General features: G+C 51.9%; 10 protein-coding genes. 5 read left to right on the plus strand and 5 right to left on the minus strand.

Annotated elements, in window-relative coordinates; translation table 11 throughout:
• Window positions 1-114: 114 nt before the first annotated feature.
• Entirely contained in the window at window positions 115-984 is an 870-nt protein-coding gene (locus BMY11_RS18020; RefSeq protein ID WP_177182700.1) for an AraC family transcriptional regulator, read from the plus strand.
• Here BMY11_RS18020 and BMY11_RS18025 read toward each other — a convergent pair.
• From BMY11_RS18025 to BMY11_RS18035, 3 genes are all read right to left on the minus strand, one after another.
• A complete protein-coding gene (locus BMY11_RS18025) occupies window positions 974-1,840 on the minus strand; it encodes a carbohydrate ABC transporter permease (protein WP_371262884.1) in 867 nt (288 codons plus the stop codon). The two genes, BMY11_RS18020 and BMY11_RS18025, sit on opposite strands and share 11 nt — an antisense overlap.
• A gap of 39 nt (window positions 1,841-1,879) precedes the next feature.
• Window positions 1,880-2,758: a carbohydrate ABC transporter permease gene (locus tag BMY11_RS18030; protein WP_090579156.1), complete on the minus strand. Its 879-nt coding sequence runs from the start codon at window positions 2,756-2,758 to the stop codon at window positions 1,880-1,882.
• A gap of 81 nt (window positions 2,759-2,839) precedes the next feature.
• Window positions 2,840-4,144: an ABC transporter substrate-binding protein gene (locus BMY11_RS18035; protein ID WP_090579158.1), complete on the minus strand. Its 1,305-nt coding sequence runs from the start codon at window positions 4,142-4,144 to the stop codon at window positions 2,840-2,842.
• A gap of 317 nt (window positions 4,145-4,461) precedes the next feature.
• On the opposite strand from BMY11_RS18035, the gene BMY11_RS18040 reads away from it, so the two are divergent.
• On the plus strand, window positions 4,462-5,268 hold the full coding sequence (locus tag BMY11_RS18040; RefSeq protein ID WP_090579905.1) for an aldo/keto reductase: 807 nt from the start codon (window positions 4,462-4,464) through the stop codon (window positions 5,266-5,268).
• A gap of 107 nt (window positions 5,269-5,375) precedes the next feature.
• Here BMY11_RS18040 and BMY11_RS18045 read toward each other — a convergent pair whose 3' ends face one another.
• On the minus strand, window positions 5,376-6,293 hold the full coding sequence (locus BMY11_RS18045; RefSeq protein WP_090579161.1) for an aldo/keto reductase: 918 nt from the start codon (window positions 6,291-6,293) through the stop codon (window positions 5,376-5,378).
• Window positions 6,294-6,597: 304 nt separating this feature from the next.
• Between BMY11_RS18045 and BMY11_RS18050 the strand changes: the two genes are divergently transcribed.
• Window positions 6,598-7,086, plus strand: coding sequence for an HPP family protein (locus tag BMY11_RS18050; RefSeq protein WP_090579164.1), 489 nt, complete (start codon window positions 6,598-6,600; stop codon window positions 7,084-7,086).
• A 145-nt stretch (window positions 7,087-7,231) separates the two neighbouring features.
• On the plus strand, window positions 7,232-8,086 hold the full coding sequence (locus BMY11_RS18055; RefSeq protein WP_090579167.1) for a patatin-like phospholipase family protein: 855 nt from the start codon (window positions 7,232-7,234) through the stop codon (window positions 8,084-8,086).
• A gap of 76 nt (window positions 8,087-8,162) precedes the next feature.
• Here the strand turns inward: BMY11_RS18055 and BMY11_RS18060 are convergent, their stop codons facing one another.
• Window positions 8,163-8,612: a DUF4395 domain-containing protein gene (locus tag BMY11_RS18060; protein ID WP_090579170.1), complete on the minus strand. Its 450-nt coding sequence runs from the start codon at window positions 8,610-8,612 to the stop codon at window positions 8,163-8,165.
• A 296-nt stretch (window positions 8,613-8,908) separates the two neighbouring features.
• On the opposite strand from BMY11_RS18060, the gene BMY11_RS18065 reads away from it, so the two are divergent.
• On the plus strand, window positions 8,909-14,074 hold the full coding sequence (locus BMY11_RS18065) for an InlB B-repeat-containing protein (RefSeq protein ID WP_090579172.1): 5,166 nt from the start codon (window positions 8,909-8,911) through the stop codon (window positions 14,072-14,074).
• Window positions 14,075-14,150 lie beyond the last annotated feature (76 nt).

Raw genomic sequence — 14,150 nt, forward strand, 5'->3', positions numbered from 1 at the left:
AATTATATAGTTTTGTCAGTCTATTTAAAGCCTAAATGAAATCGCTTACAATAGCAATTACGCACGGACATGCTTGGAAAAACCTACAATGGCATAGGAGTTGATTACACCGTTATGAAACTGCCTGTTGTACATTTGTGCGGGGATTTCGTCGTGAGGCGCAATTGGAAGCTGGAGCTGCGCCGGCTGGAACAGCATGAGCTCGTCTATTTCCCCATTGGAACGGGTACGACTTACCATATTGCAGGTAAGGTATATACGCTGGACAAGCCTTGCTGGGTCATTACGAGAGCGGGGGCCCTGCACGGCTATCAGTTCAGCGAGACGTCGGCGACCAGGCATCAATTTATACATTTTACGCTGGAAGACTGCTTCGAGCTTGCCCTGCTGACCGCGGATGGACCGGATGTCATTCCGATTCGCGATGGCGGATTTCAGGAGCAGATGCTTCGCCACCTAATTGAGGTTTCGTATACAGGCAAGGACAGCAGTCGCAGTGGATTCCTGCTTGCCGCGCTTCTCAATGAACTAAGCCAGCTAGGCTTCGCAGCCAAACAAAAAGAAACCGTTGCCGGTTCCTCTTATTCTCCTATAGTGGGCAAGGCGCTCGCCTATATTCGCCGCCATCTGGTCGAGCCCATCTCGGTTGTGGAAATCGCAAGCCACTGCGAGCTGTCGCAGGAGCATCTGTCACGATTGTTCGCACGCGAGGTGGGCATTCCGCTTCGCCAAATGATTATTCAGCTGCGACTGGAGCGTGCTGCCTATCATCTGCGCCACAGTACCCTCAGCATTAATGAAATTGCTTCCCAGTGCGGCTACTCCGAGAATCATTATTTCTCTAGAACGTTCGCCGCTTACTTCGGCATATCCGCTTCTGTGTACAGAGGGAAGTACGCAGCGCCTGCTGAGCGGCATGTCGTGTACGAGCAGCACATCGACGCGAAATACCCGATCAATACCTACATCTACGTTAACCCTTGATACCAGTCATCGTAATCCCCTCAATGATGTACCGCTGCAGCAGCAAGTAGACCACGAGAACCGGGATAACCGCGATTGTCGACCCTGACATCATGAGCGTCCAGTCCGTTACATACAGCCCCTTGAACGTACTCAGCATAAGCGGAACCGTAAACTTATCCGTCGTGCTTAAGAAAATAACCGGACGGAAGAAGTTGTTCCACGTTCCGAGGAAGGCAATAATGGCAAGCGCTGCGAGCGCTGGCTTCACGAGTGGAATCATAATACGCCAGTAGATGGTCCACTGGTTAGCGCCATCGACATACGCCGACTCTGATAGATCGCGTGGAATGCCGAGGAAGAATTGGCGAAGCAGGAAGACGCCGAACGCGCTGAATAACGAATCAGGAATAATCAGCGACAAGTGCGAGTCCAGCCAGCCGAGGTTTTTCAAAATAATATACAGCGGCACGATCGTTACTTGCTCCGGCACCATCAGCATCGACAGGAAAGCGATGAAGAGGATGTTGCGGAACGGAAAGTTGATTTTCGCAAAAGCAAACGCAGCCATGGAGCAGGTGAGAAGCTGGCCGATGACGATCGCAATTGAAATGTAGGCGCTGTTGAAGTAGGCCTTGTCGAACGGCATTGCCGTCAAGGAACGATGAATGTTCTCCCAGTGCCACGGATTCGGTAGTAGATTCGGCGGAACGAGAAAGATCTGAGACAGATCCTTCAGGCCGCTAGATACCATCCAGAAGAATGGGGCAATCATGAGCGCCGAAGCTACGATCAGAATGAGATGGAGAATGATGCCTGGGATATTCAGTTTGAGTGAAGCGCGCCTTGTAGCCGTACGCTGCTGCAGCTGCGTCATTGATTCCGTCTTCGCAGATTCCATGAACATTCATCCTCCTTATTCGGCGTAATGTACCCATTTGCGGGAGTAGTAGGTTTGCAGCACGGTTAGGACAAGAATGATTGCGAACAGAATAACAGCGGCCGATGCGCTTCTGCCGAACTGGAAATTCTTGAACGCGAGCTCGTACAGGTGGTAGACCATCGTGTAGCTGGCCTTTGCCGGTCCGCCGCTTGTCATGACGAAAGCGGTATCGAATACTTTGAAGGAATCGATAACGGCAATGATGGTGACGAACAGCGTCGTCGGTGACAGCAGCGGCACCGTAATGCGCCAGAACTGCTGATTTCTAGTCGCGCCGTCAATCATCGAAGCCTCGTAATAGTCTCTGGAAATGCCTTGCAGCCCGGCGAGGAACAGCACCATGTTGAAGCCGATTCCTTTCCAGATGCTTACGATTGCAAGCGATGGCAGCACGAGATTCAGGTCGGTCAGCCACTGCGGGCCTTTGACATTGAAGACCATCTTGAGCATAACATTGATGAGGCCGAAGTCGCCGTTAAGGAGCCACATCCACACGATTGCAACCGCAACCGAGCTCGTAACGACAGGCATGAAGAAGAATAGGCGATACAGCACGCGCATCCGCACGTTATTCAGGGCAACCGCAGTAAGCAGGGAGAGGAAGATGCCTGCAGGTACGGTGAGGACGGAGAACAGCAGCGTGTTCCTCATCGCTTTCTGAAAGTCAGGGTTATGGAAGGCATAGTTGAAATTATCGAGGCCGATAAATGTCGCCGCCTTAAACCCGTCCCAATCGAGCGTGCTGAGCACGAACGCACTGATAAGCGGGATGAGCGAGAAGGCTAGGAGCCCAATGAGCTGCGGGGCAATAAAGAAATAGCCCCATATGGTGTTCGAACGTTTAGGATTCATAACGCACCTCCGAAAGTAGCTCGAATGGAATAGTAGAGAAGGGGAGGAATGAATTCCTCCCCTTCTTAAGGCGTTGCTATATTATTTGGCATTAGCCTCAGCGATCTTCTTATTCACGCCTTCCGCCATTTTCTTCAGCGTCGTCTCTGCGTCCTGCTTGCCGAGCAGCAGCAAGTCGTAGTTATCCTTCACGACGTCCGAAGCGCCTGCTACAGCGGATTCCGAAGGCCAGAGCGCATAGCCGATTTCGCGAGCGTCCAGGAAGAACTGAGCGTGCGCAGGCTGAGCGTCTTTATCGAGAACCAGATCATCTACACCGGAAACGGAAGGAACGGCATTACCGCCTTTCAGACGGAACTGCTGGCCTGCCTTCGACACGAAGTAGGACAGGAAGTCATAGGTTTCATCTGGATGAGCCGTCTTCTTGTTCATAACCATGTAAGCGGTAGGGATGCCTGCTGGTTCCATTTTGTTACCTGTATTCGTAGGCAGAGGAACGATGTCGTACTGCAGCGCTGTGTTCGCGTTATACTGCGGCACCCACCAGCGTCCAGCGATACCGAAGCCGACTTGGTTGGACATGAACATGGCGTCAGGACCTTGTCCTTTCGGCAGGGAGCCGGAGAAGACGAAGTTCTTGCTCTTCACGTTGTCAGCCAGGTACTGGAAGGCTTCGAGCGATTTCGGATCTTTATCCGCAACGAATTGTCCGCCGAGATCTTTGTCGTACACTTTTCCGCCGTTTGTCGTTACCCACGAATAGATCGGGGAAGACCAATCTTCAAGCACGAGGCCGTATTTACCAGCCGCTTGGATCTTAGCCGTCAGCTCGGAGAGCTTCTGCCAGTTCCACTCGCCAGCTTCGTACAAGGCTTGCGGATCGTCCGTAATGCCGGCATCCTGCAGCACCTTCTTGTTGTAGTACATGACAAGCGGGTTACAGTCGACCGTTACGCCGAAGATTTGGTCGCCCTTCTTCGAACCGCCCCATAGCCCTTCGGCAAAATCAGACGCTTTGATCGGACTGCTTGGCTTGTCCATCAGCTGTGTCAGCTCAGTGATCGAGCCGTTGGCAATGAGCTTGACGACGGTCTGATCGCCCGCGTAGAACGCGTCTGGCGCTGTGCCGCCTTGCAGCTGCGTGATAAGCTTTTCTTCATAACCGTCGTTCGGTACAGCAACGAGCTCCCACTGTGTCTTCGGGTGATCTTTGTTGTACTGATCCGTTAATTCGTAGAAACGCTTTAGCTCGCCAGGGTTGCCCCAGGTACTCCATTTCAGGTGCAGCACTTCACCGTCAGAACCGGATTTGCCGCTGCTGCAAGCAGACAGCGCGAGTGATAGAACGACGAGTGAGCCTGCTGTAAATTTCAAACTTCTCTTCATTGTCCGAGTCGACCCCTTCCAGAATTGAAAATCTTCCAATTATGGCGATTTCTAGTGACTGTTCACGGATGTAAGTAAATTGTAATTCGAAATGGTAGCGGTTTCAATGTGCGTAATTCATACAAGATATGGACTTTTATGATCTGTGAAAGGAGCAAGTCCGTCTATTTTAAAGCGGAATAAGCCTTGTCAGACCTGGGTGGAAAGGGTATAAAGAAGAGGATAACAAGCTTCTCAATTTCTGGTAGAAGAGGAAGGGGCAGATACGCGTGGTGCTATCGCTTTCAAGCAAAGTGACGCTGAATAATGGCGTTCAAATGCCATGGCTAGGACTAGGAGTATGGCAGGGAAGACCGGAGGATGGCCCGCATGTCGAGGCCGCGGTGCGGACGGCAATTGAGGCCGGCTACCGCAGCATTGATACGGCGTCGGCTTATGAGAATGAACGCGGCGTCGGCCGGGCCGTTCGCGAGAGCGGCGTTCCGCGGGAAGAGATCTTCGTCACGACGAAGGTGGCGAACCCAGAACACGGCTATGACAAGACGCTGCGCGCAGTGGATCAGTCGCTTCGCGAGCTGAATATTGATTATGTGGATCTGTTTCTGATCCATTGGCCGGTTTCTGTTCGCGCGTCGTTCCTCGATACGTGGCGAGCGCTCGAGAAGGTGTACGCCGAAGGCAAGGTGAAAGCGATTGGCGTGAGCAACTTCCAAATTCACCATCTTGAGAAGCTGATTGGCGCAAGCGTTGTTGTGCCGGCTGTGAATCAAGTGGAGTATCATCCGCGGCTGACGCAGCTGGAGCTGCACAGCTACTGCAAGAGCAAAGGCATTCAGCTTGAGGCGTGGAGTCCGCTTATGCTCGGCCGTGTGCTTGAAGAGCCCGTCATTCAGGAGCTGAGCGAGCGTTACGGACGGACGCCCGCGCAGATCGTGCTGCGGTGGGACTTGCAGAATGGCGTCGTAACGATTCCAAAGTCTTCGAACCCGAAGCGAATCCACGAGAACGCCGAGTTGTTCGGCTTCGAGCTGTCGGCTGCCGACATGGAGCAGCTGAACGGCCTGAACCGGAACGAACGCTCTGGCATGGACCCGGATAAGTTCGAGCAGCTGTGGAGCTGGTAGCTCTGTTCTGTTCTGTTCTAGCTCTGTAGATAGAAACACCCTCGAAGCCCGATGTTACGGGCCCGAGGGTGTTTGTTGTTATAACGGCTATGCCGCTATGCCACGCCTTATGGCAAAATGTTGCCTGCCGCGCGGTAAATCGCGTACCACTCTTCGCGAGTAAGGCGAATCTCGCTTGCTTTGATGCAATCGAGCAGACGCTCCACATTCGTGGTGCCTGTTACCGGCTGCATGTTCGCCGGGTGACGGAGCAGCCAAGCGATTGCGATCGTTGTGTTGCTCACATCGTACTTCGCCGCGATCTCATCGATTTGGGCGTTTAGCTCAGGGAACTTGTCGTTGTCTAGGAATACGCCTTCGAAGAAGCCGTATTGGAACGGTGACCAAGGCTGAATCGTAATGTCGTTCAGGCGGCAGAAATCAAGAATGCTGCCGTCGCGGTGGATCGACGAATCGTTCACCATGTTTACGTTAACGCCATTAGAGATCATGTTGGCATTCGTGATGCTAAGCTGCAGCTGGTTCGCAATAATCGGCTGTTTAACCGATTTTCTAAGCAGCTGAATTTGGAGCGGGTTCTGGTTCGATACGCCGAAGTGGCGCACTTTGCCAGAGCTCTCAAGCTTATCGAATGCTTCCGCAACTTCGTCTGGCTCTACAAGAGCGTCAGGACGGTGAAGAAGCAGAATGTCCAGATAGTCGGTTCTTAGACGCTGAAGGATCTTATCGACCGACTCCAGGATATGCTCCTTGGAGAAGTCGAACTGACCTTGGCGAATTCCGCATTTGGATTGGAGGAAGATTTTCTCCCGAATCTCATCGTTCATATGTATGGCATCTGCAAAAATCTCCTCGCACTTCCCGCCGCCGTAAATATCAGCGTGATCGAAGAAGTTCGCACCTGCCTCTAGTGATGTTTGGACGAAACGCTCCGCCTCTGTCTTGCTAAGCGAATTGATGCGCATGCAGCCGACGGCCAGAACGGGCACTTCTAACGTGCTTGTACCAAGCTTAATCGTTCTCATTGGAATTGTTGTCCTCCTCTTCGTTTGGAAACGCTATACATCCCTTACCGATTGTGACACAGCTGGCCATACATCGCAAGGAGGCAGATTCAAGAACATCTGGCGCGAATTCCAATCTTGGCGGCTATGCAAGAGTATGTTATCGTGAGGATAGCGAACGAATGAACGAATGAACGAATGAACGAATGGTCGAATGAACGAACGAATGGAATGAACGAAAGACGCAAGGCGACCGGTACCACCTACCCGGGCGCCTTATTTTGTGCGGTTACCGCGCAACTGAAAGGAGGCATCCGTGTAGGTTATGAATGTAAAAACGTTAGTTATCTGTCTGTATGTCATGCTGATCTATTGGCTATCCTTACACGTATCCTTCCTGGATACGTTATTCTTCCCAACGATCGGCGCATTTAGCTTCTTGTTCCTGTCTCGTCCATTTACGAATCGCGAGCTGGCGAAGGTTGTATTAGGCGCTGTTGTGACGTCTCTGATTGGTTTGCTCCTCGTATCGTTGTATGCGAGTGCGATCACTTTATTTATCAATGTCGTCATTGCGATCTGGCTTATTCGCAAATTCAAATGGAATGCACCGCCGATTGCGGCTATTGCTCTTATGCCGTTCTTCTCTCATTCCCCACATCTGTGGGCGATTCCGATTTCGGTGACAATCGTGCTGCTAGGATTGATGGGCGTGCTCTACGTAGCTGGACTTGTGGAGAGTAAGTTCGGACAACGTCTGGAACTGCTTGCGGGCAGAAGCAAGGCGGCAGGAGAGCGCGATATTGCAAGTTAACCTTAGTGTCCACAGCCTGAAGAGGTTGTGGATTTTGTTGCTTTATATTCATATGTATAAATTGACTTACTCAAATTTGGTTGGATAAAATAATAGAAGCAAACTATAGAAACGTTAGTGGCATATCGTGCAGGAGGCAGACGTAATGGATTCAATTGGACTCATACTTGAAGGCGGGGGCATGCGGGGCATCTATACGGCGGGCGTGCTCGATTATTTCGCGGAGCAAAATCTTTATTTTCCATATACAATCGGGGTGTCGGCGGGGGCATGTATGGGGGCCAGCTACCTCTCTCGGCAGATCGGCCGGAACCGGGAAGTGAACGTGAACTGGGTGAGCGATCCGCGCTACATCTCGTGGAGCGGCTTTTTTAAGAAGGGCGAGCTGTTCGGGATGGACTTCATTTTCGACGAGCTTCCGAACCAGTTGGTGCCGTTCGATAATGAAGCATTCAACAACTGTCCGGAGGAATTCGTCATCGGCACGACCGATTGCGAAACAGGCGAGACGGTATACTATCGTAAGAGCGATCCGGATTTTGATTTATTAACCATTATTCGTGCGTCGAGCTCGCTTCCTTTTATCGCGCCGATTATTGAATATAAGGGACGTAAGCTACTGGATGGCGGCATCTCCGATCCGATTCCGCTGCGTCAGGCAGAGCGCGATGGCTATAAGCGCAATGTGCTCGTTCTTACCCGCAACGACGACTATCGCAAGTCGAGGAACCGGTTCGCCTTCATCGTTCGGCGCGCATACCGCAAATTCCCGAAATTCGTAGAGAAAATGCTGACGCGGGACCGTATCTATAACGATGAGCTGGACTATATCGCGGAGCAGGAGCGTAAGGGCAACGTATTCGTTATCCGTCCGCAGCAGAAGCTGATCGTCGGCCGTCTGGAGCGCGATTCGTCGAAGCTGGATGCGCTGTACTTGCAGGGCTATGAGGAAGCGAAGCTGCTGGCGCCGAAGCTGAAGGCGTGGCTGGAGCAGGGCTAGAGTGTACACGACTGAACTGAAAGCGATGAAAAACCCGGACCAAAGCGGTCCGGGTTTATTTTGTCGTTGTGTACATTTAGTGTGAAGCTTTCCGGCGCAGGCGGAATTGCTTCCAATGGAAATACATGAAGCAGCCTAAACAGAAGCCGCTTAAAGCGAGAACGACTGCAACTGTGAGCATGCCGAGGCCAATATAGCTCAGCACCGTGAGGTTTAGCGCATAGGCGACTAGTGTGACAGCGAGGAAAATGATCGCGAGCAGGTTGTTGAAGCGAAGAAGCTCGCGGCTCTCTGTTTTGGTGCTGACAGGGAATAGCGGCGACAGCACACGCACGAACAGGTTATAGCGCACGCCATAGGTTCGGCTGATGAGCTGAACGACAAGCGGTAGGAATAGAATCCACAGCTGACCGGTCAGGACGCTGACAATGATGCTGATCAAGATGCCCAGCTGGTTGCCGCGGACGCGGTGGAGCGGGACTTCATCAACGCAATCAAAAGATAAATTTATAGGTGGACGTTCCATGGAGATCAACCTCCGTTTCAATTAATTGGTGTCGATTTATTTTATTATACTCTAAAACATAGTTTTCGGGTAGGATTAATTTGAATGAAAATTCTACGTTTCTCGCCCGAACTCTTCTAGTTGGGTGGGCATGAGAATTTGCGGGAGTCTTTAGTGCCGAATATAGGTATAAAATACCACAATTTCTTCCATGGATTAGCAACTTTATATCGTTTACTATTAAGATTAATAGATTCAGCGTCATTAAATAATCGAATGACAATGGTTTGGGAGTCGATTATTAGAGGAGGGTTATAATGAGAAAGCAAGGGCTGATGAGGAAGGTTGCGGCACTGCTTGTTGTTGCGATGGTTGTAGGGCTCATACAGACCGCAGGGCTAGGCGCGGGGAAAGCAAAGGCAAGCGTTGTCGATGCTTTGGCAGGTTTGAGTTGGATTGCGAAGCCGGCGGTGACGAATGATCCGACGGAAATGTTCCGTACGGCTGCTTATGGGGCTGGAACGATTGTGGCGGCGGGTACGCCGACGATGTATTTCCCGGTTAATGATAGTGATAGCAATCCGAATAATGATACCGATGACTTGCTAGACATGCACGGTGGAAACTTCTATGAAACCTCTGAAACAGGGGCGTCATGGAATTCGGTAAATGCTGGAATTGCTCACGAATTGAGAAGCCTTGTATATGGGCCGACCGGTTTCGTAGGCGTTGGTTACGGCCAGCAGATTCAATACGGGCAGCAGAGCTACCATGGCAAAATAATGACCTCCGCCAATGGCTCGAATTGGTCGCTCACTACTCCTACAGAAGAGTCGGGTATGCAGCTATTTGGCATCACGACGAATGGGACTAACAAATATGTAGCGGTAGGCGCGCATAGCGATATTAATTTCAACCAGACGCCTGTTATTTTAACTTATAATGGAACGTCCTGGTCATCGCAATCTTCTGCGGTGAGCAGCGGGGCGATGAATGCTGTTACATATGGCAATAGCATGTATGTTGCGGTTGGCAGCAGCGGCGCGATTCAAACGTCGAGCGATGGTGGGAGCTGGACGCAGCAATCGTCTGGCGTTACATCAACTCTGCGCGGCGTTGCTTATGGTAACAGCAAATTCGTTGCTGTAGGAAGCAGCGGCAAAATCCTCACTTCGTCTAATGGATCGACATGGTCTGTGGCGACGCCTCCTGTGAGCGGGACTTTCAACAGTGTTGCCTATGGCAATGGAACTTTCGTCATTGCTGGCAATGGCGGAGTTATTCTGAGCTCGCAGGACGGATCTAGCTGGACCCAGCAGATATCAGGCACGACTCAAGTGTTGTACGGAGCAGCTTACGTGAACGGTGAGTTCATGGTGCTCGGCGCGAACGGCACGATTCTGATGGCGCAGCACAAGCTGAACTATACGGCAGACGCGAACGGTACGATTGCCGGCAATTCGGTGCAAGGCGCGAAGCTTGGCGGGAGCGGTACGGTTGTAACTCCAGTGGGGAGCACAGGATACGAGTTTGATAGCTGGAGCGACGGGCTCTTTGGGTCATCGGGCGGTGTGCGTACGGACAGCAGCATATCAGGCGATATCAGCGCAGTTGCTTCCTTTAAACGAATCATGCTTCCATTGACATACGTTACATCAGGTAATGGCCATATTGATGGATCGAGCAGCCAGTCGGTCCCGTATGGAGACAGCGGTACTGCGGTTACAGCCGTGCCGGATGATAACAATCATTTTGTGCAGTGGAGCGACGGGAACACGAGCGCAACTCGTACGGATCTGAACATCACGGCGAGCAAGACGATAACGGCTCAATTCGCGATCGATACTTACAATGTTGCCTACACAGCGGGCGCAGGCGGAACGGTTAGCGGTACGGCTTCGCAGACGGTGAACGTCGGAACGGATGGATCGCAAGTAACGGCGACTCCGAATACGGGGTATCATTTTGTCGAATGGGATGATGATAGTACGAATCCGACTCGCTCTGAAAGCAATGTTCGGGAAAACTTAAGCTTTACGGCTAGCTTTGCAATCGACACATTTACGCTGAAATATCGCGCAGGTACTGGCGGTAGCCTAACAGGCGGTGACGCAGATCAGACGGTAGAATACGGACAAGCTGCTACAGCAGTAACCGCAGTACCGGCTACAGGTTACAGCTTCGTTGAATGGAGTGACCATGTAACGACCGCAACGCGCTCAGACCTTAATGTTAAGAATAATATTGATGTACAAGCACTCTTTTCAATTAATAAATACACACTTTCTTATCCTGCAACTACAGGCGGCAGCGTTAGTGGCAGTGCTACTCAGATGGTAGATTACGGTTCTAACGGCACTGAGGTAACGGCTGTAGCGGATATAGGCTATCAATTTGTAGACTGGAGCGACGGAAACACGAACGAGACGCGACAGGATTTGGGCATAACAAGCAGCAAGTCATTTACGGCGAATTTTGCAATCAATACTTATCATCTCACTTATTCGGCGGGAGCTCACGGAACAGTTGACGGAACGCTGCAGCAAATCGTGAACTATGGTGCGGATGGCGCTGAAGTGACGGCGACACCTGAGACCGGGTACCACTTTGTGAAATGGTCCGACAATAATCTGTCAGCAAGCCGGACGGATGAGGAAGTCGAACAGGATATTACGGTGAGCGCGAGCTTTGCAATCAATCAGTACACGCTGGATTACGAGACGACCACAGGCGGAAGCTTGACAGGCAGCGCACATCAGAGCGTGAATTACAATGCTGACGGAACGGAGGTAACGGCTGTAGCGGGGACGGGCTATCACTTTGTTTCGTGGAGCGACGAGGTGTTGACGGCAACGCGTCAGGAGCTAGACGTTGCAGCGGACAAGCAGGTAACAGCGATTTTTGCAATTGACAGCTTTGTGCTGACCTATACAGCGGGAGCGAACGGCTCGATTACGGGCACAACGCCTCAAACTGTCGAGTATGGCGCGGATGGCGCGACTGTGACGGCGGTACCGGCAACAGGGTATCATTTTGTAAAATGGAGCGATAATGTTCTGAGGGCATCGCGGCAGGATACAGATGTGACCGGAGCGATTACGGTAACGGCGCAGTTTGCCATCGATACGTTTAACTTGAACTATACGGCTGGTGAAGGCGGCAGCATTGACGGAGAGGAAGCGCAAGTGGTTGAACGAGGCGCGGACGGCTCCGAAGTGACCGCAGTTCCAGTAACGGGCTATCACTTCGTAGATTGGAGTGACGGTGAAGATACAGCGTCCCGTACGGATACTGGCGTTACCGCTGACATTAGCGTAACAGCGAATTTCGCGATTAACGAATACACGCTGACGTATACCGCGGGAGCGCACGGATCATTGACCGGTGATCCGGAACAGACAGTGACGTACTTATCGGATGGCTCGGAAGTGACGGCAGTGCCGGCAACGAACTACCACTTCGTAGGCTGGAGCGATGGCGAAGATACGGCGACTCGTACAGACACTGATGTTACCGCCGGAATCAGCGTAACAGCGAATTTTGCGATTAACGAATATACGCTGACATATGCCGCTGGACTGAACGGAACATTGACAGGCGACACGGACCAGAAGGTAACGAATGGTTCAAATGGCGAAGCAGTGACGGCGGTTCCGGCAACAGGCTATCACTTTGTAGGCTGGAGCGATGGCGAGGAAACGGCGACCCGTACAGACATCGGCGTTACCGCTGACGTGAGCGTAACAGCGAATTTCGCGATAAACGTATATACACTGACGTATAGCGCGGGACCGAGCGGAACATTAACAGGCGTCACCGATCAAACGGTAACGTACGGCTCGGATGGCACGACAGTCGTGGCAGTCCCGGCAATGGGCTATCACTTTGTAGACTGGAGCGATAGCGAGGATACGGCGACTCGTACGGACATTGGCATAACCGCCGATCTAAGCGTAACCGCGAATTTTGCGATTAACGTATACACGCTGAAGTATATCGCGGGAACGAACGGAACATTGACAGGCAACGCTGACCAGACAGTCACACACGGCTTGAATGGCACGACCGTAACGGCTGTTCCGAACGCTGGTTACCGCTTTGTCAGCTGGAGCGATGGTGTTACAACTGCGGAGCGAACGGACTTGAATATCAGCAGCGACGTAACCGTAACCGCTTCGTTCAAGCACCTTACTACAAACAGCACTGGCGGCGGTGACAGCACGCCGCAGACGGAAGGCGCAGAAGTCATTATCGGAGGAAAACCGTACACGGTGGGCGAACTGCATGATTCTGAGCGTGACGGGCAAACCGTCACAACGGTAACGGTGGATGAAGGTAAAGTGAAAGAGCTGCTGGCAAGCGGGGGTCAAGCGCCTACGATTACGATACCAGTGAATACGGATGCCGACGTTGCGGTAGGCCAGCTCTCGGGCGGCATGCTTCAGCAGCTGGTCGCGAAGGAAGCGACTCTGCGAATAGAGACAGAAGGCGCAATCTATTCGCTGCCTACTCAGCTGATTGATCTGGAAGCGATGGCGAAGCAGTTCGGAACGGATGTACAGGCGAGTGACCTGACGGTAAGTATTGAAATCGGCAAGCCGACAGCGGCAGCTGCAGCAGCTGCTCAGCAAGCGGCGGAGAACGGGGATGTATCAATCATTGCCCCGCCGGTTAGCTTCTCGGTACATTTCTCCTATAACGGTCAATCGATCGAGCTGTCCTCGTTCCCTTCATACGTGGAGAGAATACTAAGTATTCCTGGAATGGATACGATGCAGGAAGCGACTACGGCAGTCATTATCGAGCCGGACGGCACGCTGCGTCATGTGCCGACAAAGCTGGTTCAGGTGGATGGCAAATGGTATGCAGTTGTAAACAGCTTGACGAACAGTATGTATGCCGTTGTGGACAAGCATGTTCATTTCACGGATATCATGAATCACTGGGCGAAGGATTCCATTATAAATATGGGATCACGTACAATCGTAGGCGGAACGGGCAATGAGTTATTTGAACCGAATAAAGCCATTACCCGCGCTGAGTTTGCAGCGATTATCGTTCGTGCACTTGGTCTTAAGCTGATGGATGGAACAGGCGGATTCACGGATGTTCAGCCATCGGCATGGTACGCGGATGCGGTTCAGACTGCTTATGCGAACAACCTTATTAACGGCTTCGAGGACGGCAGCTTCCGTCCGAATGCAAGCATTACCCGCGAGCAGGCGATGACGATGATCGCGAAGGCAATGAAGATCACAGGAATCGACGTGAATCTTCAAGCAGGCGACGCGGAAGCTCTGTTAATCCGCTTCGCGGATAAGGCGAGCGCTGGCGGATGGGCGGTAACCGGTATTGCAGCATGCTTGCAATCCGGCATCGTATCCGGTCAGAGTGCGGCTGCGCTAGCACCGAAAGCCGATATTACACGTGCAGAGGTTGCCGTTATTATCGAGCGGCTGCTGGTGAAGTCCAGCTTGATCTAATGTGGTTCAGAATATCGAATGACAGGAAAAAGGCAGTGACCAGGGGTCACTGCCTTTTTCTATGCCTGTTGGCGAT

The sequence above is a fragment of the Paenibacillus sp. OV219 genome, assembly GCF_900110075.1.
GTDB lineage: Bacteria > Bacillota > Bacilli > Paenibacillales > Paenibacillaceae > Paenibacillus_Z.

Bases quoted from the DNA above. Each gene is read 5' to 3' on its own strand.
- BMY11_RS18020 (WP_177182700.1), top strand. From the start codon at position 115: ATGAAACTGCCTGTTGTACATTTGTGCGGGGATTTCGTCGTGAGGCGC.
- BMY11_RS18025 (WP_371262884.1), bottom strand. From the start codon at position 1,840: ATGACGCAGCTGCAGCAGCGTACGGCTACAAGGCGCGCTTCACTCAAA.
- BMY11_RS18030 (WP_090579156.1), bottom strand. From the start codon at position 2,758: ATGAATCCTAAACGTTCGAACACCATATGGGGCTATTTCTTTATTGCC.
- BMY11_RS18035 (WP_090579158.1), bottom strand. From the start codon at position 4,144: ATGAAGAGAAGTTTGAAATTTACAGCAGGCTCACTCGTCGTTCTATCA.
- BMY11_RS18040 (WP_090579905.1), top strand. From the start codon at position 4,462: ATGCCATGGCTAGGACTAGGAGTATGGCAGGGAAGACCGGAGGATGGC.
- BMY11_RS18045 (WP_090579161.1), bottom strand. From the start codon at position 6,293: ATGAGAACGATTAAGCTTGGTACAAGCACGTTAGAAGTGCCCGTTCTG.
- BMY11_RS18050 (WP_090579164.1), top strand. From the start codon at position 6,598: ATGAATGTAAAAACGTTAGTTATCTGTCTGTATGTCATGCTGATCTAT.
- BMY11_RS18055 (WP_090579167.1), top strand. From the start codon at position 7,232: ATGGATTCAATTGGACTCATACTTGAAGGCGGGGGCATGCGGGGCATC.
- BMY11_RS18060 (WP_090579170.1), bottom strand. From the start codon at position 8,612: ATGGAACGTCCACCTATAAATTTATCTTTTGATTGCGTTGATGAAGTC.
- BMY11_RS18065 (WP_090579172.1), top strand. From the start codon at position 8,909: ATGAGAAAGCAAGGGCTGATGAGGAAGGTTGCGGCACTGCTTGTTGTT.